Origin of the sequence: Cellvibrio fontiphilus (assembly GCF_042646205.1) — a bacterium.
Taxonomy (GTDB): Bacteria; Pseudomonadota; Gammaproteobacteria; order Pseudomonadales; family Cellvibrionaceae; genus Cellvibrio; species Cellvibrio fontiphilus_A.
In genome coordinates this window covers 228,049-251,616 of sequence record NZ_JBHRTF010000004.1, presented here as the reverse complement: position 1 = coordinate 251,616, position 23,568 = coordinate 228,049, and the positions used below count along the sequence as shown (strand labels likewise).

21 protein-coding genes are annotated in these 23,568 nt (G+C 51.3%); 13 read left to right on the top strand and 8 right to left on the bottom strand.

Translation table 11 applies throughout. From position 1 onward, the window contains the following. The first annotated feature begins 35 nt into the window (after window positions 1–35). Window positions 36–2,501, top strand: coding sequence for a penicillin-binding protein 1A (locus ACFODX_RS09750; RefSeq protein ID WP_378118542.1), 2,466 nt, complete (start codon window positions 36–38; stop codon window positions 2,499–2,501). Window positions 2,502–2,510: 9 nt separating this feature from the next. Here ACFODX_RS09750 and ACFODX_RS09745 read toward each other — a convergent pair whose 3' ends face one another. From ACFODX_RS09745 to ACFODX_RS09735, 3 genes are all read right to left on the bottom strand, one after another. Then, the gene (locus ACFODX_RS09745) at window positions 2,511–3,353 is read right to left on the bottom strand and encodes a thermonuclease family protein (RefSeq protein ID WP_378118540.1); all 843 of its coding nucleotides are present in this window, start codon (window positions 3,351–3,353) and stop codon (window positions 2,511–2,513) included. Between the two features lie 10 nt (window positions 3,354–3,363). Then, window positions 3,364–3,585 (bottom strand): 50S ribosomal protein L31, encoded by a 222-nt coding sequence (rpmE, locus tag ACFODX_RS09740; protein ID WP_378118538.1) that lies wholly within the window; start codon window positions 3,583–3,585, stop codon window positions 3,364–3,366. Window positions 3,586–3,754: 169 nt separating this feature from the next. Further along, on the bottom strand, window positions 3,755–4,039 hold the full coding sequence (locus tag ACFODX_RS09735; protein ID WP_324259908.1) for a high-potential iron-sulfur protein: 285 nt from the start codon (window positions 4,037–4,039) through the stop codon (window positions 3,755–3,757). A gap of 328 nt (window positions 4,040–4,367) precedes the next feature. On the opposite strand from ACFODX_RS09735, the gene ACFODX_RS09730 reads away from it, so the two are divergent. The 6 genes from ACFODX_RS09730 to ACFODX_RS09705 all read left to right on the top strand — a co-directional run bounded on the left by ACFODX_RS09730 (window position 4,368) and on the right by ACFODX_RS09705 (window position 11,980). Further along, entirely contained in the window at window positions 4,368–6,593 is a 2,226-nt protein-coding gene (locus tag ACFODX_RS09730; RefSeq protein WP_378118535.1) for a primosomal protein N', read from the top strand. A 102-nt stretch (window positions 6,594–6,695) separates the two neighbouring features. Further along, window positions 6,696–7,256: an SPOR domain-containing protein gene (locus tag ACFODX_RS09725; protein WP_378118534.1), complete on the top strand. Its 561-nt coding sequence runs from the start codon at window positions 6,696–6,698 to the stop codon at window positions 7,254–7,256. A 129-nt stretch (window positions 7,257–7,385) separates the two neighbouring features. After that, window positions 7,386–7,910 (top strand): ATP-dependent protease subunit HslV, encoded by a 525-nt coding sequence (gene hslV / locus ACFODX_RS09720; protein ID WP_378118532.1) that lies wholly within the window; start codon window positions 7,386–7,388, stop codon window positions 7,908–7,910. A 51-nt stretch (window positions 7,911–7,961) separates the two neighbouring features. After that, on the top strand, window positions 7,962–9,284 hold the full coding sequence (hslU, locus tag ACFODX_RS09715) for an ATP-dependent protease ATPase subunit HslU (protein WP_378118530.1): 1,323 nt from the start codon (window positions 7,962–7,964) through the stop codon (window positions 9,282–9,284). A 164-nt stretch (window positions 9,285–9,448) separates the two neighbouring features. Further along, window positions 9,449–9,832, top strand: coding sequence for a gamma-butyrobetaine hydroxylase-like domain-containing protein (locus tag ACFODX_RS09710; protein ID WP_378118528.1), 384 nt, complete (start codon window positions 9,449–9,451; stop codon window positions 9,830–9,832). Between the two features lie 285 nt (window positions 9,833–10,117). Next, window positions 10,118–11,980 carry a sulfatase-like hydrolase/transferase gene (locus ACFODX_RS09705; RefSeq protein ID WP_378118525.1) on the top strand — a complete coding sequence of 621 codons (1,863 nt, stop codon included), beginning with the start codon at window positions 10,118–10,120 and terminating at the stop codon, window positions 11,978–11,980. A gap of 55 nt (window positions 11,981–12,035) precedes the next feature. Here the strand turns inward: ACFODX_RS09705 and ACFODX_RS09700 are convergent, their stop codons facing one another. From ACFODX_RS09700 to ACFODX_RS09690, 3 genes are all read right to left on the bottom strand, one after another. Beyond that, complete coding sequence (locus ACFODX_RS09700; RefSeq protein ID WP_378118523.1) at window positions 12,036–14,141, bottom strand: alpha-amylase family glycosyl hydrolase; 2,106 nt, start codon at window positions 14,139–14,141, stop codon at window positions 12,036–12,038. Between the two features lie 45 nt (window positions 14,142–14,186). Further along, window positions 14,187–15,131 carry an alpha/beta hydrolase gene (locus tag ACFODX_RS09695; RefSeq protein WP_378118521.1) on the bottom strand — a complete coding sequence of 315 codons (945 nt, stop codon included), beginning with the start codon at window positions 15,129–15,131 and terminating at the stop codon, window positions 14,187–14,189. Window positions 15,132–15,226: 95 nt separating this feature from the next. After that, entirely contained in the window at window positions 15,227–16,045 is an 819-nt protein-coding gene (locus ACFODX_RS09690; protein ID WP_378118519.1) for an undecaprenyl-diphosphate phosphatase, read from the bottom strand. A gap of 170 nt (window positions 16,046–16,215) precedes the next feature. On the opposite strand from ACFODX_RS09690, the gene ACFODX_RS09685 reads away from it, so the two are divergent. Beyond that, on the top strand, window positions 16,216–16,767 hold the full coding sequence (locus tag ACFODX_RS09685) for a DUF4136 domain-containing protein (RefSeq protein WP_378118517.1): 552 nt from the start codon (window positions 16,216–16,218) through the stop codon (window positions 16,765–16,767). Window positions 16,768–16,772: 5 nt separating this feature from the next. Here ACFODX_RS09685 and ACFODX_RS09680 read toward each other — a convergent pair whose 3' ends face one another. Further along, a complete protein-coding gene (locus ACFODX_RS09680) occupies window positions 16,773–16,919 on the bottom strand; it encodes a hypothetical protein (RefSeq protein WP_378118515.1) in 147 nt (48 codons plus the stop codon). 13 nt (window positions 16,920–16,932) lie between these two features. Here ACFODX_RS09680 and ACFODX_RS09675 point away from each other — a divergent pair, with 13 nt between their 5' ends. Next, window positions 16,933–17,802 (top strand): DMT family transporter, encoded by an 870-nt coding sequence (locus ACFODX_RS09675; RefSeq protein WP_378118513.1) that lies wholly within the window; start codon window positions 16,933–16,935, stop codon window positions 17,800–17,802. Here ACFODX_RS09675 and sfsA read toward each other — a convergent pair. Next, window positions 17,753–18,508: a DNA/RNA nuclease SfsA gene (sfsA, locus tag ACFODX_RS09670; RefSeq protein WP_378118511.1), complete on the bottom strand. Its 756-nt coding sequence runs from the start codon at window positions 18,506–18,508 to the stop codon at window positions 17,753–17,755. The two genes, ACFODX_RS09675 and sfsA, sit on opposite strands and share 50 nt — an antisense overlap. 261 nt (window positions 18,509–18,769) lie before the next feature. Between sfsA and dksA the strand changes: the two genes are divergently transcribed. The 4 genes from dksA (at window position 18,770) to ACFODX_RS09650 (ending at window position 23,513) form a co-directional block, all read left to right on the top strand. Continuing rightward, window positions 18,770–19,213 carry an RNA polymerase-binding protein DksA gene (gene dksA, locus ACFODX_RS09665; protein ID WP_078044117.1) on the top strand — a complete coding sequence of 148 codons (444 nt, stop codon included), beginning with the start codon at window positions 18,770–18,772 and terminating at the stop codon, window positions 19,211–19,213. Window positions 19,214–19,254: 41 nt separating this feature from the next. Continuing rightward, entirely contained in the window at window positions 19,255–20,208 is a 954-nt protein-coding gene (gene gluQRS, locus ACFODX_RS09660) for a tRNA glutamyl-Q(34) synthetase GluQRS (protein WP_378118508.1), read from the top strand. A 72-nt stretch (window positions 20,209–20,280) separates the two neighbouring features. Beyond that, entirely contained in the window at window positions 20,281–20,463 is a 183-nt protein-coding gene (locus ACFODX_RS09655; RefSeq protein ID WP_378118506.1) for a hypothetical protein, read from the top strand. A gap of 80 nt (window positions 20,464–20,543) precedes the next feature. Beyond that, window positions 20,544–23,513 (top strand): ATP-binding protein, encoded by a 2,970-nt coding sequence (locus ACFODX_RS09650; protein WP_378118504.1) that lies wholly within the window; start codon window positions 20,544–20,546, stop codon window positions 23,511–23,513. Window positions 23,514–23,568 lie beyond the last annotated feature (55 nt).

Here is a 23,568-nt window from a genome sequence, read left to right as displayed (position 1 = left end):
CCGATGAATATGTAAACAGGCAAAAAGCCCGTATAATGCCGGCCACCTGCAGCAGCTTCGCTAACCCATTAATTCACATAGAAAAAATGTTCAGTAAAAAATCCCTCTTTGGCATTATTTTTTGGCTGTTACTGGCCGGCATTAGCGTTACCTTGGTGACACTTGCCGGGCTTTATCTCTACTTAAGCCCCAAATTACCTTCAGTAGAGACTTTGCGTGAAATCAAATTACAGACGCCATTACGCGTTTATTCAAGCGACGGCAAGCTTATTGGCGAATTTGGTGAACAGCGCCGCACCCCGCTTACTTACGATCAGATCCCTCCCCTTTATATAAAAGCACTCCTCTCCGCCGAAGATGCAGAGTTCTTTGATCATCATGGAGTTTCTATAAAAGGCATGTTGCGCGCCGCTTCACAAATTCTAAAATCCGGCGCCATCCAATCGGGAGGAAGTACAATCACTCAACAGTTGGCGCGTGATTTCTTTCTCACTCGCAAACAGGTCTTCTCACGTAAGTTTAACGAAATCCTCTTATCCATTGAAATTGAAAGAAAATTTACTAAAGAGGAAATCCTTGAGTTATTTAACAACAAGATGTTTTTTGGTAATCGCGCTTATGGCCTACAGTCCGCCGCGCAAATCTACTATGGGAAAGATATTAAAGAGCTGAGCGTTGCCCAATACGCCATGATCGTGGGTGTACTCAAGGCCCCTTCCGCCTACAACCCTTTAGCCAATCTAAAACGAGCCATGATTCGCCGTGATTGGATCATCGGCCGTATGTATGAGCTGGGCCACATAGATCAGCAGACATACGAAGCAGCCATTAATGAACCCAATACCGCCAGTTATCACGGCACCACACTGGATGTTCAAGCGCCTTATATTTCGGAGATGGCTAGACAGGAAGTGCTGGATCGCTTCGGCGACAAAGCCTATACCGAAGGGTACAAAGTTTATACCAGTGTTGACAGCGCAATGCAGGCCACAGCTCAGGCGGCCGTACTAAAAGGGCTATTAGGATACGACCAGCGCCACGGCTACCGCGGGCCGGAACGCCGCCTTAAACCTTCAACACAGCCTGACCTGTCAGATTGGCAAGACGAACTGCAGACTATTCCAAGCCTTGGAGGAATAGATCCCGCTGCCGTTTTGCAAGTTACCGAAAAAACTATCAAAGTACTGCTGGGCAATGGAGAACAGATTGATCTGGATTGGAGTCAGGGGCTATCGAATGTGCGGCCATACATCACTGAAGACAGCCGAGGCCCCGCCTACACCAAAGCAACTGACTTTCTTAAAGCCGGTGATGTGGTACGTATCACTAAAAATGATGATGCCCAGTGGCAATTTAGTCAGGTTCCCGCCATTCAAGCAGCATTGGTATCGCTTGACCCACTGGATGGCGCTATACGCTCTTTGGTAGGTGGATTTGACTTCAACCAAAGCCACTACAATCGTGCAACGCAGGGATTCCGCCAACCAGGCTCCAGCTTCAAACCCCTTCTTTATACTGCCGCATTAGAAAATGGCTTTACTCCTGCATCTATTATCAATGACGCACCTATTGTCATAGAAAATACCAGCACTGGGGTCGCCTGGCGTCCGGAAAACGACGATGGCAAATTTGTAGGGCCAATGCGTCTGCGACAAGCGCTTTATCGTTCACGCAATCTGGTATCAATTCGCCTGCTGCGCAGTATTGGTATGCAAACCGCCCTGGATAGCCTTGCGCGCTTTGGCTTTAATCCTAAGGAGTTTCCGCGCGATCTCACTCTTGCCCTGGGCACCCATGCGCTCACTCCGCTACAGATGGCAACTGCTTACGCCAGCTTTGCAAATGGTGGATTCAAGGTTGACCCTTATCTGGTTACCCGCATAGAAGATGACAAGGGCAGGGTCGTTTACGAAGCGCGCCCTAAACGAGTATGTAAGGAGTGTGAAAATCGATCCATCACTTACGCTGAAGACGGTTCAGAGCTACCTGCAGTTCCCAGCCTGGACACGAGTGAGCGAGCACCAAGAATTATTGATGCGCGCATAGCCTACTTAATGGACTCAATCCTTCGCGATGTAGTTGATAAAGGCACCGCGCGCCTGGCGAAACAACTGGGACGCCGCGATTTGGCGGGAAAAACAGGCACAACCAATGGCCCACGCGACACATGGTTCTCTGGCTACAACCCCAATATCGCAACAACAGTATGGGTTGGGTTCGACCAAAATACCCTGCTGGGTAAACGCGAATTTGGCAGCTCGGCAGCACTGCCAATCTGGATTGATTTTATGCGTATCGCCCTTGAGGGAGTACCGGACAACCTACCTCGTCAACCTGAAGGCATTGTCACTGTACGAATCAACCCGGACACAGGCAAACCCGCCATGCCAGGCGACCCGGATGCTATTTTTGAGGTATTTTTAGGCGAAGACACCGCTCGCACATCAGCGGCAGGGAACGAAGCGAGTGAACAGGTTACGTTACCTGAAGAGCTATTCTAAAACCCTCTTTTAATCCTTGGTATCTGCAGCACTCACCTGCAAAGCAGCGGGTGAGCGCAATTGCACTACCAACGGCTTGAAATTATGCGTTTTTCCAGACCGGGTAACATTGCGCGCTCTAACCCAGCCTCGCAGTTGGATGTGCTGACCTTTCAGTTTCAGCCATTGCTGTTTGCTATAACCAAAACCCGCCCAATCACGCTTTGATATTTGCGCCACCAGATTTCCATCCAGCTCCAGCCAAACAGATGAATTGACATCCACTCGCACAACCCGCCCTCGTAAATAACGAAAACCTTCATCGCCGGGTTTTAGCGACTCAACGGGAAAGGCATTCCAATACCGATTGCGCCACACCCCTAAACGCTGCACTTGGGCGCGGCGCTCAACGCTGAGCAAACATGCTTCCTGAGTCACATTCGGGGGAACGGATATTTGCAGCGCCATTCCTTGTTTTAATAACTCAACCGCCAAACTACGACCGTTACTGTCGTAAACATGAGCGAGCAGTCGGCCGTAACGATCTGACTTTTCACGCTCAAATCCGAGCCGCACCCGCCCACCTGCCTGCCGGACAAATACTTGCGCCGCCGCACGGGATTCGCGACCAAGAGGCTGCGCCGCACTTTTACCATGGGCAATTTCGGGCGCATTGATACCCAACACCCGAACCGAGCGACCATCTGCCAGTTTGATGGTGTCGCCATCAGCAACCTTGGCGACCTCATAAAAGGCGCCGGCTGGATAACCGCAATCCGCCGCAGAGGAAAAGGAGAAAAAAGCACATAAAAAAACGCCGGGAATTTTCATTCCCGGCGTCTTCAGCACCTTGGCAATAAGGCTAACCGACAAGTCGTTAACCTTACTTCTTGGCGCCACCGATACGGCTGCCGAAACGCTTGGTAAAGCGATCGATACGGCCACCGGTATCAACAATTTTTTGCTTGCCAGTGTAGAAAGGGTGGCAGCTGCCACATACGTCTACGTGCAATGCCTTACCCAGAGTAGAGCGAGTAGTGAAGCTATTGCCGCAGCTGCAAGTTACTGCAACGTCAACGTAATTTGGATGAATGTCTGCTTTCATGATGAATGCCTTTGTGAGCTGTGCCGCCACCCGATCTCTTGCCGAGCACCGCACATGGTTAAGAAAAACGGCTGTTTTCAAGGAGGCGCGATATTACCAGAAACCCGGTTGGGCGCAACCCAAAACAGCCGTTTAGCGCAAAAAACATCCAGCAACATTCAAACTTGGCTTACTGCGGGCGAGGCGACCAAACCTTACACCAACCAGCAGCCTTCACTTCCTTACCGGGGAAAATGTTGCAACCCACCCACTCTCCCGCTAAATCACCCTTGGCTTGGGCACAGTTTGCGCAATTAGATCCCGCTTGCGGGCTTTGCTCCACATATCCCAATGCGCTTGCTTGCGGCTCTGTTGGGCTTACCTTGGGGGTCTCAGCCACAGCCAGATTAGTAACCGGAATAAGCGCCAAACCAGCACCAATACCAGACAGTTTTATAAAGTCTCTACGCTTCATAGGTTTTACCTCTTGGGTTTATTAATTGACCTAACACGGTGGTTTTCAACTACTTTTGATCATTTTTCATGATCTTATTGTGGCGATGCGCTGGGCATCATTTAACAACTATCCTATTAAAAAGTTATTGATATGAATCTAGCCCGAATAGCTCTTGGGGTAACCTCACTGAAAAGAACCCATATTCAGACACAACCTATAAATAACGATGCGGATACAAATACACACATACGTTGCATGGATAAAAATAGGCCAGTAACTCGCGGCCATAACACCGCTAATCAATATAGGCTATTCTTGGCGACTGTTTGATTCATCAGCCACAGTAATGACAGCCACCCAAATCCCTCTGCTCGAAATCGCGCTGCCCGTCCCACTTAGACGACACTTCGACTATTTGCCGCCTGCCGACATGTCGCCAGAACAACTGGCGCAACTAGTACCGGGAGTTTTGCTGCGCGTCCCATTTGGGCGACAGCAACTGGTGGGGGTACTGGTAGCTGTAAAAAGCCTTAGTGAACAACCCGAACATAAACTCCGCGCTGCATTTGGCGTGATTGATGAGCAACCCGCCCTAAGCCCGGAACTGCTGGAACTCTGCTCCTGGGCCGCCAACTACTACCAATGCGCGCCGGGTGAAGGCTTACACACTGCACTACCCGCCTTGCTGCGCCAAGGGGAGCAAGCTCGCCTGCGCGGCGAACCCGTTCTGCGCCTGACTACCGAGGGCAAGGGGCTGCCAGAGGGCGCGCTTAAGCGCTCTCCCAAACAGGCCGCGTTATTGGCAGCATTGCAACAGCGAGGGCAACTTGCGCTGCGCGAATTAAGCGAGCTCGACATCCCCGGCACCATTGCCAAAGCGCTTATCGATAAAGGCTTGGCACAGAAAATAGAGGTTACTCCCGATAGCGGAGTGCAACCGGCAACCCTGTTGCGCGAACCGCCACTGCTATTGAGCGATGAACAACGACCCGCCTTTGAGCAAATCCAGTATCACAGCTTTAATACCTACCTGCTGGATGGCGCTACCGGCAGTGGCAAAACGGAAATATACCTGCAAGCCATCGCAGAAACGCTCAAGAATGGTAAACAAGCGTTAGTGCTGGTTCCGGAAATTGGTCTTACCCCACAAACCCTGCAACGCTTCCAGCGCCGCTTTAATTTACCGATTGTGGCGCTGCACTCGGGTTTGAATGATCGCGAGCGATTGGATGCCTGGCTACAAGCGCGAGCAGGTATTGCACGCATTATTATCGGCACTCGCTCGGCATTGTTCACGCCCCTCAAAGAGCCGGGCATTATTATTATTGATGAAGAGCACGACGGTTCTTTCAAACAACAGGACGGTTTTCGCTACTCTGCTCGCGACTTGGCAGCAATGCGGGCGCATCGTTTAGGCATTCCGTTAATTCTCGGTTCGGCAACGCCCTCACTGGAAACCCTACATAACGCCAAACTGGAGCGTTACCGGTATTTACGCTTGCAGGCGCGCGCCGGCAATGCCAAACCGCCGGAGATAGAGCTACTGGATATTCGCGGTGAAACACTTCACGAGGGGTTTGCCCAAGCCAGTATCAATGCGATTGGCGACACTCTGAAACGGGGCAACCAAGCGCTGGTTTTCCTCAACCGGCGCGGCTACGCCCCGGCACTGGAGTGCCATGACTGCGGGTGGCTGGCGAGCTGTAATCACTGCGATGCTCGCATGACGGTACACAATAACCCGCGCCATCTGCACTGCCATCACTGCGATCACCAGCGCGCCCTGCCCAAACGTTGCCCGAGCTGCAATAGCAGCAAGTTACAACCTCTTGGCCAGGGCACAGAGCGTAGCGAGCTGGTGCTGCAGGAGTTATTTCCGGCGACCAAAGTGATTCGGGTAGACAGGGACTCCACCCGCAATAAAAACAGCATGCAAACCCTGCTGGCCGATGTGCACTCAGGCGAGCCCTGTATTTTGGTAGGCACCCAAATGCTGGCCAAGGGGCATCATTTTGAAGATGTAACTCTGGTAGTTATTATCGATGCCGATGCCGGTCTGTTTAGCACTGACTTCCGCGGGCCGGAGCGCATGGGTCAACTCCTGCTTCAAGTCGCCGGTCGCGCCGGTCGCGCCGAAAAACCCGGCCGCGTCCTGTTGCAGACCCATCACACCGATCACCCGTTGGTGCAGACACTGATATACAAAGGCTACCACGCCCTCGCGGAGCTAATTCTGCAGGAGCGCCAACTCACCCAGCTTCCGCCATTTCGCCATCTGGCACTGCTGCGGGCAGAGAGCAAGCAGGCGCAACAAGCGGTGCATTTTTTACAGCAGGCACGCCAGTTAGCCGAAGCGATACAAGCACCCAGCCCAGCGCTGAGCTACCTGGGCCCACTGCCCGCCATGATGGAAAAGCGCGGCGACCGATTCCGCTATCAACTGCAATTCAACGCCGCCCAACGCAAACCCCTGCAAGCCTTATTGTCCCAACTGGCACTCCAACTGGAAGCCCATCCGCTCGCCAGCAAAGTGCGCTGGTCAATCGATGTAGACCCGCAAGACATGGCATAAAGACCGCGTAGTGACTGGGGAAGGCAAGCCGTTTACAATCGCGCCCCTGTAGCCACCCTTCCGTGTCACCTGTTGTGTCACCCCTATAGATACCTATATTTCATGAGTAGAGATTTCGCCAAGAAGAGCCGCGCGCCGGCAGGCCGCAGTGCCTCCAGCCGCTCCGCCAATAATGGCCAAACACCTGGATGGCTATTTTTTGTGGCAGGTTTGGTGCTGGGCGCCTTTGCGGCGAGTTTGTATTTTATTAAAAACCCTACTACGACTCCTGCGCCGCAAGAGCAACCCAAACCCAAGGTGGAGGAAAACAAAACGCCAAAACCGCGGTTTGATTTTTATAAATTACTGCAGGAAAGCGAAACCATAGTGCCGGCCAGCGAGACCATCAATGACGAAAAGCCGGCCGCTGACCAACAAAAAATCGAGTATCTCCTGCAGGTAGGTTCTTTCCCCAAAGCAGAAGATGCCGACAAATTGCGCGCCCAGTTAATTATGATCAATCTGGATGCGCGCATCGAAACTGTAGAAATTCGCAAAGGTGAAGTCTGGCATCGCGTTGTGGTAGGACCATTTAACACACAAGCCGAGTTAACCAGCGCCCGCAGCCAATTGGTGAACAACCAATACAATGCACTGGTTCTGAAACGCGCTAAAACCAAGTAATCCCCGCTGATTGACATCGCTCACCCGCGCCTTGAAAAAGGCGCGGCTGCCCCCATTTTCCCGACTTAACGCGACAATACCCCGGCTGGTATACACAGCCTTTTCCGAATCAACTCAATAGGAATTCCCGTGACAACAATCCTCTCTGTGCGCCGCGATGGGCAAGTGGTTATCGGCGGCGATGGCCAGGTTTCACTCGGCAATACCGTCATGAAAGGCAATGCACGCAAAGTGCGCCGCCTCTACAAAAACCAGGTGCTGGCAGGCTTTGCCGGCGGCACTGCCGATGCCTTTACGCTGTTCGAGCGCTTTGAAGCCAAACTGGAAGCTCACAACGGCCAACTCACTCGTGCCGCCGTGGAACTCGCCAAAGATTGGCGCACCGATCGCAGCCTGCGCCGCCTTGAAGCGCTGCTGGCAGTCGCCGATAAAGATGCCTCACTCATCATCACCGGCAATGGCGATGTCATCCAACCGGAAGACGATTTGATCGCTATAGGTTCGGGAGGCAATTATGCGCAGGCCGCCGCACGCGCACTGCTGGAAAATACCAACCTGGATGCGCGCAGCATTGTGGAAAAAGGCTTAAAAATTGCCGGCGACATCTGCGTGTTTACCAACCAGAACCACACCATTGAAGTGTTGGATTATTAATTCTTGTGCAGCGCACCGCTTGCACAAACACCTTAATTGACGGGTTTTTATATGTCCTCCATGACTCCGCGCGAAATCGTGCACGAATTAGATAAACACATTGTTGGTCAGGCCGATGCCAAACGCGCAGTAGCCATTGCCTTGCGCAACCGCTGGCGCCGCATGCAAGTGCCAGCCGAAATGCGCAATGAAATTACACCCAAAAATATTTTAATGATTGGCCCCACCGGGGTTGGCAAAACTGAAATTGCGCGACGCTTGGCGAAACTTGCGAATGCGCCGTTTATTAAAGTTGAAGCAACCAAATTTACCGAAGTGGGCTACGTTGGTCGCGATGTGGAATCCATTATTCGCGATTTGGTCGATGTCGCCATCAAAATGCGCCGCGAGCAGGCGGTTAAATCGGTACAGCACCGCGCCGCCGAAGCCGCCGAAGAGCGCATTCTGGATGCACTCCTGCCACCCGCGCGAAATTTATCCCCCGAAGAAAGTAAACATGAATCCGGCACTCGCCAGATTTTCCGCAAAAAATTGCGCGAGGGCGAACTGGACGATAAAGAAATTGAAATCGATGTGGCCGCCGCAAGTGTCGGCGTAGAGATCATGGCGCCACCCGGTATGGAAGACATGACTAATCAATTGCAAAGCATGTTTTCTTCACTGGGCCGCGATAAAACCAAAAAAGCCAAACTCACGGTTAAAAAAGCCTTCAAACAATTGCAAGACGAAGAAGCAGCAAAACTGGTGAGCGACGAAGATATCAAAGCGCAGGCGATAGAAGCAGCCGAGCAAAACGGCATAGTATTTATCGATGAAATAGATAAGGTGGCGCGCCGCGGTAATGTCAGCGGTGCCGATGTTTCACGCGAAGGTGTGCAGCGCGATTTGTTGCCGCTGATTGAAGGCTGCACTGTCACCACTAAACACGGCACGATAAAAACAGACCATATTTTATTTATCACCTCGGGCGCATTCCATCTGAGCAAGCCTTCCGATTTAATTCCTGAACTACAGGGCCGCCTGCCCATTCGCGTAGAACTGCAGGCGCTCACACCCGACGATTTTGAACGCATACTAACCGAGCCCAAAGCATCGCTGACTGAACAACAAGAAGCCCTGCTGAAAACGGAAGGTGTCAGTTTGAGTTTTACCAAAGATGGTATTCGCCGCATTGCGGAGACCGCCTTTGAAGTCAACGAGCGCACTGAAAATATTGGTGCACGTCGCTTGCACACCATTCTTGAGCGCCTGCTGGAAGACGTGTCATTCAGCGCCGGCGATGCAAACAATAGCGTGACCATCGACGCTGCTTTTGTAGAGCGCCACTTGGGTGAGTTGGCTAAAAACGAAGACCTGAGTCGCTTTATCCTCTAACACATTTGCTGCTGTTAATTTCACCGCCGTAAAGGCGAACAATTAACCGCATTCTTGTTGCAGCTTACACTTTTATGACAAGTGTAAGTTGTACCGCAAATGCAAATCAGTAAGAATTTCGCAATACAGGGAGCTAGCGCTCCCGCAGCCCAAAAGATTACTCGATGACACCTTCAAAAATTCGCTTTCATAAAAACTCGCAACGATTAGAGCTGCACTATGGTGCAGAAGTGTTGTTACTGGAGGCAGAATTTTTGCGGGTGCATTCGCCCAGTGCAGAAGTTAAAGGCCACGGCCCGGGCCAGGAAGTATTGCAATACGGCAAAAAAAATGTCGCCATCACAGCGCTTGAACGTGCAGGTAATTACGCGCTGAAATTAGTGTTTGATGATGGGCACTCTACAGGCATTTACACCTGGGAGTATTTACACCACTTGGGCGTAAATAAAGAGCAGCTCTGGGAGAGCTACTTACAAGCACTGCACAAAGCAGGCAAAAGCCGGGAAGCCAATACCAGTGTGGTTCGACTTATCGATCCACAGGCTTGAATCGCAAGCAATATACGCAGCCTCTGTTAACAGGTGCAATTAACTATCACCGTTTTAATAGAGCATAGCCTTCTCTGGTTGCGCAGCCTTGGCTGACAAAACACCACATCTAATAACAACCACCGCTAATAACAAAAACGACAAACTGCAGAACTGCGTCAGTGTTTATTCACCGACACGGCATTCATTTACCTGCAATTTGTAAACTTTTTATTCCGCTCTTTATGTGAGCGAAATGCACTTGCAAAAACTTTCGTGAATATCGCTAGACAGAGATTTATATCCATGAATAAAAGGCATTTTGTTGCGCACGGCTATTTTACGTTGTTAGTGCTGCTCTTCTCGTTAATTCCTATCGCCAGTTATTGGTGGATGATGCCATCACCCGATAGCACTCACGGACAGCTATACCTGTTGAGCAGCATTGGCTATTACGGCCTCTTATTAACCATTATTGGCCTGCTATGCCTGCCGCTGGCGATGACAAGATTTACCCGTCCCCTTTATGCGCTGTTGCTTGCGCTCTGGCTTATTTTTTTAGGCGTGGATGTCGCCACATTTAGCCTGTATTTATTTCATGTGGATTGGATAATGCTGGAAATGTTTGTAATGGATTTTGAAGGACTAGGCCTTCCCAATATTATTTTGTTTACCGCTATAGCCGCAGCAGTATTAATAATTGCCGGATGCGGATGGCTGAGCCGCTGGGTACATAAAAAAGCAACACCTACGCAGGAGAGTGATCGCCTGGTTTTTGGCGCAGCACCGTTATATTTGGTGATATCAATCATGGCGATTTTATTTGCCATCAATTCTTCACTTAATATTTGGGCGAATAAATATCATCGCCAGGAAGTGAGTTATATCAACCCCTATTTACCAGTCTATCGCCCGGTCACCAGCAGCAAACATGCTGAAACCCTGGCGCAGTTGGCGCCAGCAATCTTGCCTCCGGTAAAAGGTAAAATGGATCGCGCAGCAATTCAGGAAAAAAGTGTGGTGCGCTATCCGCTAGAGCCATTGCAATGTGCAGCTCCTGCCGCTGAACCCTCCATCATTATGCTGGTGGTAGAGAGCTGGCAAGCAGCCGCACTGAATGCAGAAGTAATGCCAAACGTTACTCGGTTTAGCCAGCAAGCTACACAATTTGACCAGCATATTTCCGGCGGCTCGGCCACCATCCCGGGTTTATTCAGCCTGTTCTATGGCTTGCATGCGAGCTATTACCCCGCGTTTAAGGCAACGCCTGCGGCCAACCCCAGTGAATTTACCGAAACCCTGGCTGAGCGCGGCTATCAACAACATATTTTTACCAACTCCAACCTTGATCGCTTTGCAATGCGCAGTTTGATTTTTCCACGAGTTCCTGCAGAAAATTTTTACCAAAAAAAAACTGACGCGGCAGTAGTAGATCAATTTTTACAACACTATAAACCCTCACACACCGAGGCGCGGTTTGACTTTGTGTTTTTAACCTCGTCTCACTCACCCTATAAATATCCGAAAAAATTTACCCGATTTACACCTTTGCCCAGTGTGAAAGGCGGTTATGCATTTAATAAATACGCTGACAATACGCCCTATAAAAATGATTACTACAACAGCTTGTACTACGTTGATCATCTTCTGGGAAAAATATTAAATCATTTGAAAAAAACCGGCGCCTTGGAAAACACCTGGGTTATTGTTACGGGCGATCACGCTGAAGAATTCAATGAAAATGCGGCGGGATTTTGGGGGCACGGCAGTAATTTTACCCGCTGGCAAACTCACACCCCGCTCTTGGTTCACGCCCCTGGGCAAACCACTGCCCAGCGTGAACAGCGGGTATCCAGCCATCAGGATATAGTGCCGACGCTTATGGAAAATGTGCTTGGTTGCAGCACCGCCCGCGAAGCTTACAGCACCGGCGCCAATTTATTTGCGCTACCTGAGACACGCAGCCTGGTGATGTCCTCCTATTACAATAACGCCTACTGGGTAGAGGGCACAGTGCTGGACAGGAGCAACGGCAAACAATACGCCTGGACTGATATCAACAACACGGCGATTAGTCTGGACAAACAAAAACTGCATCAAGTACAAGATGAAGAGCGGCGCTTTTTTAGGGACAGTAATTCACGTGCACTAGTCTCCGGTAAACATTAAAAAATAGCGCCACTGTGGGCGCTATTTTTTCTGCAAAGAAAATTTATTTGGATTTTTACTGACTCATCAACACCACTGCAGTTTGCGCTGGAACACTTAAACTGATTGCACCTGCGCCATTACTAGTAAATGGCGCATCACCTGCAGGCAGTTTTTGCACAAAGGCAGTGTTATTTAACCCGGTATTGACCGTGAGATTCTGCGCGGCAAGCGATAAATTAATTAGCACTGCAGCCACCTTACCTTCACCACTGCGGGTAAAAATGACATGACTATTACCTGCCGCAGATTGCAAACTCAAATTGCCATTACCTAATAGTGGCACAGCATTGCGCACCGCATAGAGTGCGCGATAGTGTTCCAGCAATGAACCTGCAACGCCGTTCTGGGCTGCAACATTACGCGTGCTAACGTTGGTTGATAAACTGCGATAAGGTGTGGCGGTTGTAAAACCAGCATTGGTGGTATTGGCAGTCCAACTCATTGGTGTGCGCAATTTTCCGTCATCGTTTTGATTGCCGTTTGCCATACCAATCTCTTCACCGTAATACGCAAAAGGTGTGCTGGATACCAGCGTAGTGATAGCTGCCGCCACACGATAATCACCCAAATTATTTCCACTCAATTCGCCAATCGGGCGATTGCCCGCAAAAGAATCGTGATTGGATAAAATAAGCGGCATAGTCGCTTTGGTGGCAGAGTTGAGCAAAGTGGCGAGTGATGAATTCAAACTGCGATTGGTCGCCGTGGATTTAATTGCGCCCTGATAACCAAATGCAAAGGAATTAATGCAGGAAGTATCCACCGCATAAAGTGCAGGCGCATCCGGCGCTTCGCAAATCATGTAGCGATTGTCATAACTGTTAATAACGGCTTGTGCCTCTGCAAGTAACGCATGATTTTCCGTTTGATCACTCCAGGCGTTAATACCATTTTCAAACAGCACACCGGTTGCATCAAAACGGAAACCATCCACGCCTTTGTTTAACCAAAACCGCAAGTTATCCATGTGGTAAGCAACTACGCTGTTATTGCGCAAATTAAAATCCGGCAGGCTAGAGGTAAAAACTCCGTAGTAAAAACTGTTTGCTGCCGAGTGCCAGCTGGCATTACCGCCCCAGCTAGTCCAACCGGGATTGCTGCTGGAAAAAATATACCAATCGCGCTTGCTGTTGGTGGCAGTAGACGAAGCATCAATAAATAGTGGATTCGAACTTGAGCTGTGATTCATTACATAGTCGATGATGACACCTATACCGCGCGCATGGGCTTCGCTAAGCAGGGTTTCAAAATCCTCCATGGTGCCGTAGTCGCTTTCCACCTTGCGATAATCAATCACACTGTAGCCGTGGTCGTTATCGCTACTTTCCATCATCGGCATTAACCAGATACCGGTCACACCCAGCGCTTGCAAATAATCCAAACGGCTGATTAACCCCTGAAAATCACCGCGTCCATCGCCATCAGAATCCTGATAAGAACGCACAAAAATTTGCATAAAGTTGGCGCGTTTATTCCACCCATCAGGCAATTCGCTATCCACAGTCATGGGAGCCACCGGCGATAAATCCAAAGCACCGGAAGCATTGCCAATTAACGCGGCAGCGGCATTCGCCTCGGCCTCGTTAAAAAATAAATTATTATTGTCCTGCACCACCCACACATTTGCGCCATTGACGTTAGGCACAAAACTTAAATCAGCGGTGGGACTTTTAAAATCGCCTTTGTGGGTGATGAGGTTAAACGCCACGGCTGGATTTGTTACCGGCACACTAGCCACCGCCCAGCCATTTTCAATCGCATCAAACGGGTGCGGCGCCGCCCAGGTTGTCGCTGTGCTTGTGGCAATAGCACTTCCCCATAAATGTAAACCCCAGCCGGTGTAATCCTCCGCACTGCGTTTATAGCGAATCGTCACGGTGGTGATGGTGTTATTTACAGAGGACGCTGCTTGTGATGAAAGCGCTTGGGATGAAACAACACTGGCAGCAACTGAACTGGATAAACTCGAACTGGAAGCAACAGATGCCGGAGCACTGCTCGGCGGCACACTGGAGGCGGCCGGTTTACTCCCGCCACCACCGCCACCGCCGCAAGCACCCAGCAATAAGGTGAACACCAACAGCCACAGCCCGGGCGAAATAAATCGAATTGTTTTCATGGTTGAATCTCTCGTGGTTATTGTTAAATTTTTAGTGAAATATTTTTATTTGATCGGTAGCAGGAATTTTAAAATGTCCGGCACGCGCGCTTGCCAAGCCTGCTCGTTGTGTTCGGCACCGGGGAATTTTTTGGTTACCCAATCACGCCCACGGGTAAACCCTTTATCAACCATGATGGTATCGACCTGACGCTGATGTATTTCGTAATACTGATCGAGCGTGGCAGTGCCAAAATCAAAATACACCCGATGTTGACCCGCCATCGGCAGCGCAGTGCGCAAATAATCGCGCAGCTTTTCTGCTGGCCCCATACGGTCGTTATTAAAAAATAGCGGCCAGTGCGTAGAAACGCCTGCAGCACTGCCAAACACTTCCGGGTATTCCGCCAGGGCGTAAATGGAAATCAAACCACCCATTGAGCTGCCAGCAATTAAGGTATTGTCACGATCAGGCTCACTGCGATAGTGGGAATCTATATAGGGTTTTAATTCTTTGACGATAAAATTCAGGTATTCATCGGCAAGGTAATCGGTCGTTTTACCTTCACCCAAATGTTGTTTGAGCTGCGCGATAAGCTCTGCATCCTGCGTGGAAAAGTACTGCGCGGCGCGCTCGGGGAAATACTCCATGCGCCGTTTTGGCGTACTCCAAATTCCTACGATAATCGCCGGTGCTATTTCCCCCTTATCCATTAATTGTTGGGCTATATCATCCACCTCCCAAGCCACACCAAAATTAGAACTTTTTTGGTTAAACAGATTTTGTCCGTCATGCATGTAGAGCACAGGAAATGAAGCCTGGGGGTTCAAAAAATATTGACGCGGCAGCCATACTTCCACGTTGCGCGGCTGAACATACTGCGATGGAAAGGATTTCAGATAATCAATATGCGGCTGCACTGAAGCAGCCGCATAGTGTTGATGGTGAGTAGATTGACTGCTGCAGCCCAGCACAAACAGGCACAACACAAGACTGGTAACAAATTTCATAAGCAAGCCCAGTTAAGGTTTGCACAAAATAGTACCAAGTCACATTCAGGTTAAGCAGGTGCTACATACGTATTCAGTGAACACCTGTAAATAAATCAAATGCTCCAGCTTACAGCGCCCGTATAGGCGGTAATAAGTATCAATATGCCAAACGCAATGCGATACCAGGCAAAAATTTCATAACTATGATTTGCGACATAACGCACCAAGGTGCGTACTGCAACCAGCGCACTGAAAAACGCCGTGACAAAACCAACCGCAAAAATAGGAAAATCGTTCAGATCAAGCAAATCGCGATGTTTGTAGATATCAAAAACAGTTGCCGCCACCATCGTAGGGACGGCAAGGAAAAATGAAAACTCAGCGGCAACTTTGCGATCCAAACCGATAAACAATCCACCAATAATGGTTGCACCGGAACGGGATGTCCCCGGGATCATCGATAACACCTGGAATAGCCCAACCTTCAAGGCGTCTCGCCACGTCATCTGATCCACATCTTTTACACGAATATCATGCTGCCGCCGCTCTGCCCACAAAATTACCAGACCACCAAGTATTAACATGGTCGCCACACTCAGGGCGTTAAACAAATAGGTTTTTATCACTGATATAAACATGACACCGACTATTGCAGCGGGCAAAAACGCAATCAACAAATTGAGAACAAAACGCTGCGCCTGGGTATCGCTGAACATGCCAAATGCAACCTGGGTAAACTTGTATCTGTACTCAACAACTACTGCCAAAATCGCACCTAACTGAATAGCGATTTCGAACACACGCCCGGGGCTGTGAAAATTAATTAAATCACCGACTACGATTAAATGCCCTGTACTGGAAATGGGTAGAAATTCTGTAACGCCCTCGACTATACCCATCACAATCGCTTTTATTACAAGAACGAAATCCACAAAAACTCCTTTATTTAAGGCTGAAATCACCAAACAGTCGCAACACAAAAACAACGCAATTAATACGCCAAGTCTGCGGGAGCAGTAGCTATTTTGCAAATTTGCACAGCTCCACGCGGCGGCGCGGAGTATACTCGGCTTCTGTTTCTGCGCCATTTAAAGGAGTCATCATGTATCAGGCTAATACCCGTATTTATGCGCTCTTTACGCTTGTTGCCTCGCTCTTGTTTAGCGGCTGCGCCAGCGTGCACTACGCCAATGATTACAAATCCGGTACCCAATTTAACAATTTGAAAACTTACAACTGGCGTGCAATCACCCTGGACATAGGCGGCACTGACCAAGCATTACTCACTCGCCTCGCCGACAAACAACTGGCTACACAGGGATTTATTCTCGACAAAAATCAACCCCAGCTGTTACTGGACCTGCAGGTTTTCTCGCGCCAAAGCCAAAGTGGTAATAGCAGCATAGGTATTGGCATAGGCATGCCAGTAGGGCGACACGGCAGTGTTGGCTTGGGCACATCACAATTATTGAACCGCGGCAAACAGGAGGGCGTGATGTTGATTGATGTCACGCGCGCCAGTGACAACACCCTCATATGGCGTGGCAGCGCCGAAGGTATTCCACTCATTCAGTTTTCCCTTAGCGCCGAACAAAAACTGGGCGATACCATGGCGCAACTGTTAGGCCAATTCCCACCGAAAGTTGCGCCATAAAACAGCTATCCACCAAACCAGTTATACCCAAGGCGGTCGCCGCCTGAATACTCATCCGCCGGAAGATCGATAAACAACACTATGCCCAACTCACCGCGCCTTTCTGTTGAAGGCATTTTATTGTTAATTGGCTTGGCAATTTGCTGGGGCATTAACTGGCCCATCATGAAATTTATTATCAGCGAAATTCCACCGCTGAGCTTTCGCGCTTTTTGTCTGTTCTTTGGTGGATTGGGCATACTCGGGTTGGCGCGCGCCTCGGGTTTATCCATTGCACTGCCGGTGGGTTACATCAAAAAACTCTGCTGGGTTTGCCTGCTGAATATTGTTGGCTGGAATGTGATGGCGACCTACGGCCTGAGCCTGCTCCCGGCCGGGCGCTCGGCATTACTCGGTTACACCATGCCCATCTGGACGGTGTTGCTCTCGGTCTGGGTATTACAGGACAAATTCAGCCTGCGGGTCGGTATTGCCCTGCTACTGGGGATTGGCGGTATAGCTGCACTGATGAGCGAGTCTTTAATCGCCTGGTTTAGCGGCCCGCTGAACATACAACTCCTGCTCGGTGCGCTACTGATGGTAGCGGCAGCCTGGTCCTGGGCTGCCGGCACAGTGCTGATGAAACTCTGGCAAATTCCACTCAACACCGTGGTGTTAACCGGCTGGCTACTGCTATTGGCCAGCCTGCCCATTATGGTGGCGGCAGCGATAGTAGATGGGGCACCGCGGCAACTTCCCTCCAAGCTAGCCCTGTGGGGCGTGGTTTATAACGTGTTTTTTGCGTTTATGTTCTGTTACTGGGCCTGGGTGCGCTTGGTCAGCCTGGTGCCGGTCAGCGTATCTTCACTCTCCTCGCTCATGACTCCGCTGATTGGGGTGATATCCAGTATTTATCTTCTGGGCGAACAGCCGGGCTGGCCCGAATACAGTGCGACACTACTGATTCTGGGGGCCGTAGCAGTGGTCAACTTTGGCGGAAAAACCCCTAACAAACCACCGGAAGCGGCTGCACCAAACGCCAGGGATGCAAGCTAGCATCCTGCGGCACGCCATAAGCGATAACCTCAACACCGGCCGCTTTTACCTCGCGCAGGGTGTCGGCATAAAGTTTATCGATGTGATCTGCCGGGCTGACCTGCCGGATACCTGTGTGCTGCACGCAAAACAAGAGCACTGCGCGCTGCCCCCGGGCCACCATTAACTTTAATTCCCGCAAGTGCTTGGTGCCGCGGGCACTGACAGCATCAGGGAAATACCCTTCGCCCTCCGCCTCCATCAAGGTCAGGTTTTTCACCTCCAGATAACAGGCGCATTTATCCGAGCAGTGATCTGTCAGTAAAAAATCGATGCGTGATTTTTCGTCGCCATACACCTGCTCGCGCTGGATATGCTTGTAGCCCAGAAGCTCCTTAATCACGCCGGCCTCCAGTGCCGCAGCAACCAGTTGGTTGGCGCGCCCGGTATTAATGCCCGCCCAGTGACCACCCGGCGCAGTGACAATTTCCAGGGTTTGTGGATATTTGCGGGTTTTGTTGGGCGACACCGAATACCAACAGGGGCCGTCAACCACCACACAATTTTTCATCGAGCCGGTATTGGGGCAATGGATGGTTATTTCGCTGCCGTCCGCGAGGCGAACATCGGCAAGGAAGCGCTTGTAGCGCCTGAGCAGCACAGCAGGATAAAGAGAATCCACCTCCCCCACACCATTCTCAAAACCACAAGGGGCAGATAAATTCATAGTTATACAACCCAATAAAAGACCAAAAAACCCGCGATAACGGCAACAAATTGAAGCACAAATGCCGCACTTTACGGTTATAGTTTTGGTTTAGGACATAAGTCGGGGCAGGATTTGAGCCGCCAAGGCTAACCGGGCCGCATGCAGCGAAAAAACGCTAGCACTCCCATATGTTATCTGATAGCTTGCTCCCCCTTCTAATTCTGCCCACCCCCTGGTGCAGCTGATTGATGATCCAGGATGTCTTACGAGGCGCTACCTATGGCGAAAAAATCACCTTCTACTGAAACCTTTGCACTCCGCCCTTTCACTCCCTATGTGGAGAAAAAAGGCGAAGAGTATATGAACGATAACCAGAAGGCGCATTTCAGACAATTGCTGCTCAACTGGCGTTCAGAGCTGATGGAAGAAGTAGATCGCACCGTTAGCCACATGAAAGATGAAGCGGCTAACTTTCCTGATCCGGCCGACCGCGCCAGCCAGGAAGAGGAGTTCAGCCTTGAACTGCGCACCCGCGACCGCGAGCGCAAGCTGATCAAAAAAATCGACAGCACTCTGGAGCTGATTGAAAACAACGACTACGGCTACTGCGATGCCTGCGGTGTAGAAATCGGCATTCGTCGCCTTGAGGCCCGCCCAACCGCGACACTGTGCGTGGATTGCAAAACCCTCGCTGAAATCAAAGAAAAACAAATCGGCGGTTAAAGCCGGTTCGCAGAGGCGGGGAAACCCGCCTCTTTTATTTTATGCCTGCCTCATCACTCCCAGCACCAATCCCTGAACAACCACCGGTTACCGCAACCTCGCCTTATCGCGGGCGCTTTGCGCCATCACCTACCGGGCCGCTGCATTTTGGCTCTCTGGTCACGGCCCTTGCCAGCTTTCTGGACGCCAAAGCCAATCGCGGCCACTGGCTGGTACGCATGGAAGATCTAGACCCGCCGCGCGAACAACCCGGTGCAGCCGATCTAATCCTGCAAGCCCTCGAAACCCACGGACTTGAGTGGGATGAAACACTGATCTACCAAAGCAGCCGCCATAGCGCCTATGAAGCCAGCCTCAACGGGTTGATCGCTCGTGAACTCGCCTACCCTTGCACCTGTTCACGCCAACAACTGGCTGCCATGGGCGGTATTTATGACGGCCGCTGCCGTGCCCGCCAGCGGAATGACAGCAGCCCGCAAGCCATCCGCCTCAAGCTTTACGATATTCCCGGCCACCCTTGCGATGACAGCATTGAATTTGTCGATCTATTTCAGGGAGCCCAATCGCAAAATCTGCGCACCCAGGCGGGCGATCAAATCCTTAAACGGCGCGATGGCTTTTATGCCTATCAATTAGCCGTAGTGGTCGATGATATATTTCAGGGCATTACCCATATTATCCGCGGCAGCGACCTGCTGGAGGTAACCGCCCGCCAACTGCGTCTGTTTGACCTGCTTGAAGCGCCGCGCCCCGCTTATGGGCACATCCCCCTGGCGCTACAAGCCAATGGCCAGAAACTCAGCAAACAAAATCAGGCCAAAGCGCTGGATAACAACAAGGCAGGCAGGAACCTGTGGCATGGGCTAGCCTTTTTAGGGCAGAATCCCCCTGCGGACTTGGCGCGCGCTTCCACTTCCGAACTACTCGACTGGGCGCAGGCACACTGGCAGCCCCAAGCCATTAAAGGCCTTGGTTACTGGTATCAAGAAGAATAACAACCGCGAAGATTCACGGTCGCAACAAGCGCAGCTGCAAACCACTAAGGGCAGTGCTCAGGAATTACTCTCATGAACAATCAACGCCTGGTTATTTTGCTACTGCTGGTGGCCTATATATTCTCCCCTAGCCTGTTCAACTGGATTCTCGACCCCCAAGGCGCCTGGTATCGGCCGTATATTGTCTGGGTGGGCGTAATTCTGGTGGCGTTTGTGATGCAAATCCGGCGCAAGAACCATCAGGACTTTGATTAATAACCACACAGACCGGACTGATTAACCCCGGCACCACACTCCAGCCGGACAGCAATCCACTTTTATAAGAATATTGCATAATGACATTTGATCTCAGCCAAGTTGCGCTTATCGGCCTCTGCTATCTGCTCCTGCTCTTTGGCATTGCCTATATCACCGAGCGCGGCTGGATACCCGAGGTGGTCACCTCTCACCCGATTACTTACATTTTATCGCTGGGTATTTTTGCCAGCGCCTGGGCGTTTTACGGCGTTATCGACCTGGCCTTCCAATACGGGTATGGCGCGCTCGCGTATTACATTGGCACAGGCGCACTGTTTTTATTTGCGCCCGTTGCGCTCGCCCCTTTGGCAGAGCTGGCGCGCCGCCATCAGGTTCACTCTCTCGCCGACTTATTGGTATTCCGCTACCACAGCCACAGCGTGGGAGCACTCACCACCCTGTGTATGCTGTGCGGCATTTTGCCGCTGATGGCACTGCAGATTCAGGCAATTGCCGACACCATGCATATCCTCACCGTCAGCGGTAACCCATCACTACCACTGCAAGGCACAGGGCTTACCTTTAAGGATTTGATGGCCCTGTGCTACTGCGCCATCCTCGCTTTTTTTACCATTTCATTTGGCGCCAACCGCGACCAGCACCGGGGCTTGATCACCGCCATGGCGTTTGAGTCATTGGTTAAAGTCTGCGCCCTCTGTGCGATTGGATTAGTGGCAGTTTTTGGCGTATTTGATGGGCTGGAAGGCTTGGATCAGTGGCTGCTGGATCACCCGGAAAACCTGGCACTGCTGCACAGCCCCATCCACACCGACTCAACCCATACACTGCTGCTGGTGTTTGTGGCGACAGCCGTCACCATGCCGCATATTTTCCATTTGGGTTTGGCTGAAAACCCGCTGATGCGCAACTCTCGCACTGTGACCTGGGCGTTTTCCCTGTTTCTGTTGCTGATGGCACTACCGATTTTCCCCATCCTCTGGGCCGGCACCGAGCTTTCGGTTCCGCTACCGCCCCAGTACTACACCCTGGGTGTACCCATTCTGTTTGACTCACCCGGCCTGACACTGCTTGCTTTTATTGGTGGCTTATCTGCCGCCACCGGCGCCATGGTGGTTATTTCTCTGGCACTGTCCACTATGGTGATGAACCACTGGTTATTGCCCAGCCTGAAACTGCGTACCCGCAGCGATCTTTACAGCCAACTTATCTGGCTGCGCCGGATTTTGATCGCCACTATTTTCCTGGGTGCCTACCTGCTCTACTGGATTCTCGATAACCGCTTCAGCCTGAGCCATCTGGCGATGACCGCCTTTATCGAAACCCTGCAATTCTTGCCCGCTACCTTTGCGATTGTTTTTTGGAGCAAGGGCAACCGGCGCGGAGTCATTGCCGGCCTGGGTGTCGGCACCGGCATATGGGCGCTGGGGCTGTTAGTGCCAATGCTGACAGGCATGGAATATCTACCCATACCTTTAGTGGACTGGGCAATTCCGGTTGGCATCGAATACTGGAGCCAGGTCACCCTGCTGTCCATCAGCTTAAACACCCTGTGTTTTGTGGTGATTTCGCTGGCAACCACACAAACGGATGACGAGCAATACAGCGCCGATGTCTGCGCCGCCGACGAACTTAGCCATCCGGTACGCCAGGCGCTGGATGTGCATTCCGCCGCCGAATTCAAACATCGCCTCGCCAAACCCCTGGGCAAAGTGACCGCCAGCCGCGAGGTGGATATAGCCCTGAAAGAATTGAGTCTGGGCATAGACGAGCGCCGCCCCTATGCGCTGCGCCGCTTGCGCGACCAGATCGAGGGCAACCTGTCGAGCCTGATGGGTATTCATGTGGCGAGCGAAATCATGGATACCTACATCCCCCATGTGGTTGCAGAAACCCGCAACACCGTGGATATCAACCTGATCGAGAGCCGCCTCTCCGAGTACCGGGAACACTTAACCGGCATGGCCGCCGAACTCAACACCCTGCGCCTCTATCACCGCAAAACCCTGGAAGAGTTGCCCATGGCAGTCTGCTCACTGGGCCGCGATATGGAAGTGCTAATGTGGAACCGCGCCATGGCGGAGCTGACCGGCATTCCCAGCGGCGATGTAACCGGCTCTTATCTGGAGGACATCCCCGAACCCTGGTGCAGCCTGCTGATTGATTTCAGCCAAAGCAACGAACCGCATTTTTATCGCCGTGAGATAGAACTGGACAATCGCCCCCACTGGATCAGCCTGCACAAAGCCCATATTGAAGGCACACTTACCGCCGGTGTTTACGATCAGGTCATGCTGCTGGAAGACGTCACCGAAACCCAGCTATTGGAGCAAGAGCTGGTGCACTCCGAGCGTTTGGCGTCGGTAGGCCGCTTGGCAGCAGGGGTTGCCCATGAAATCGGCAACCCGATTACCGGTATCGCCTGCCTCGCCCAAAACCTCAAATATGATTCGACTGACCCAGCAGAAGTACTGGAAACTGCGGAGCAAATCCTCAGTCAGACCGACCGGGTTGGGCGCATTGTGCAGTCCCTGGTAAGTTTCTCCCACGCTGGTCACGCCAGTAAAACTGAATTCGAAGCGGTGTCCTTGCGCGACTGCGCCAACGAAGCAATTCACCTGTTGTCACTGCAAAAGGACAAAAACCAGGTGCTCTTCTGCAACGACATACCCAAAACCGCCATCATCGCTGGCGATGCACAGAGGATGATTCAGGTTTTTATAAACCTTTTATCTAACGCCCGGGATGCCAGCCCCGAGCAAGGGCGTGTTATGCTAGAAAGTAACGAAGATGAGGATTCGGTAACAGTTTTTGTTACCGATGAGGGGCATGGTATTCCACCCGAGCTGATCGAACGCATCCTGGAACCCTTCTTTACAACTAAAGAACCCGGTGAAGGTACAGGCTTGGGATTGGCCATGGTGTATAGCATTGTCGAAGATCACAGCGGCCATATGGACATCATTAGCCCCGCCGATACTGTACACAATCGTGGCGCCCGCTTTGAGATAACACTGCCGCGCCATCTTGACTCCTTAATGGATGCCTGAATGTAACCCAATCAACACCCGCGGCTCGCAAGCGCGCCTTGCCAGCTATTTACCA

Bases quoted from the DNA above. Each gene is read 5' to 3' on its own strand.
- ACFODX_RS09750 (WP_378118542.1), top strand. From the start codon at position 36: ATGCCGGCCACCTGCAGCAGCTTCGCTAACCCATTAATTCACATAGAA.
- rpmE (WP_378118538.1), bottom strand. From the start codon at position 3,585: ATGAAAGCAGACATTCATCCAAATTACGTTGACGTTGCAGTAACTTGC.
- ACFODX_RS09735 (WP_324259908.1), bottom strand. From the start codon at position 4,039: ATGAAGCGTAGAGACTTTATAAAACTGTCTGGTATTGGTGCTGGTTTG.
- ACFODX_RS09730 (WP_378118535.1), top strand. From the start codon at position 4,368: ATGACAGCCACCCAAATCCCTCTGCTCGAAATCGCGCTGCCCGTCCCA.
- ACFODX_RS09725 (WP_378118534.1), top strand. From the start codon at position 6,696: ATGAGTAGAGATTTCGCCAAGAAGAGCCGCGCGCCGGCAGGCCGCAGT.
- hslU (WP_378118530.1), top strand. From the start codon at position 7,962: ATGTCCTCCATGACTCCGCGCGAAATCGTGCACGAATTAGATAAACAC.
- ACFODX_RS09710 (WP_378118528.1), top strand. From the start codon at position 9,449: ATGACACCTTCAAAAATTCGCTTTCATAAAAACTCGCAACGATTAGAG.
- ACFODX_RS09705 (WP_378118525.1), top strand. From the start codon at position 10,118: ATGAATAAAAGGCATTTTGTTGCGCACGGCTATTTTACGTTGTTAGTG.
- ACFODX_RS09700 (WP_378118523.1), bottom strand. From the start codon at position 14,141: ATGAAAACAATTCGATTTATTTCGCCCGGGCTGTGGCTGTTGGTGTTC.
- ACFODX_RS09695 (WP_378118521.1), bottom strand. From the start codon at position 15,131: ATGAAATTTGTTACCAGTCTTGTGTTGTGCCTGTTTGTGCTGGGCTGC.
- ACFODX_RS09685 (WP_378118517.1), top strand. From the start codon at position 16,216: ATGTATCAGGCTAATACCCGTATTTATGCGCTCTTTACGCTTGTTGCC.
- ACFODX_RS09680 (WP_378118515.1), bottom strand. From the start codon at position 16,919: ATGCCCCAGCAAATTGCCAAGCCAATTAACAATAAAATGCCTTCAACA.
- ACFODX_RS09675 (WP_378118513.1), top strand. From the start codon at position 16,933: ATGAAATTTATTATCAGCGAAATTCCACCGCTGAGCTTTCGCGCTTTT.
- sfsA (WP_378118511.1), bottom strand. From the start codon at position 18,508: ATGAATTTATCTGCCCCTTGTGGTTTTGAGAATGGTGTGGGGGAGGTG.
- dksA (WP_078044117.1), top strand. From the start codon at position 18,770: ATGGCGAAAAAATCACCTTCTACTGAAACCTTTGCACTCCGCCCTTTC.
- gluQRS (WP_378118508.1), top strand. From the start codon at position 19,255: ATGCCTGCCTCATCACTCCCAGCACCAATCCCTGAACAACCACCGGTT.
- ACFODX_RS09655 (WP_378118506.1), top strand. From the start codon at position 20,281: ATGAACAATCAACGCCTGGTTATTTTGCTACTGCTGGTGGCCTATATA.
- ACFODX_RS09650 (WP_378118504.1), top strand. From the start codon at position 20,544: ATGACATTTGATCTCAGCCAAGTTGCGCTTATCGGCCTCTGCTATCTG.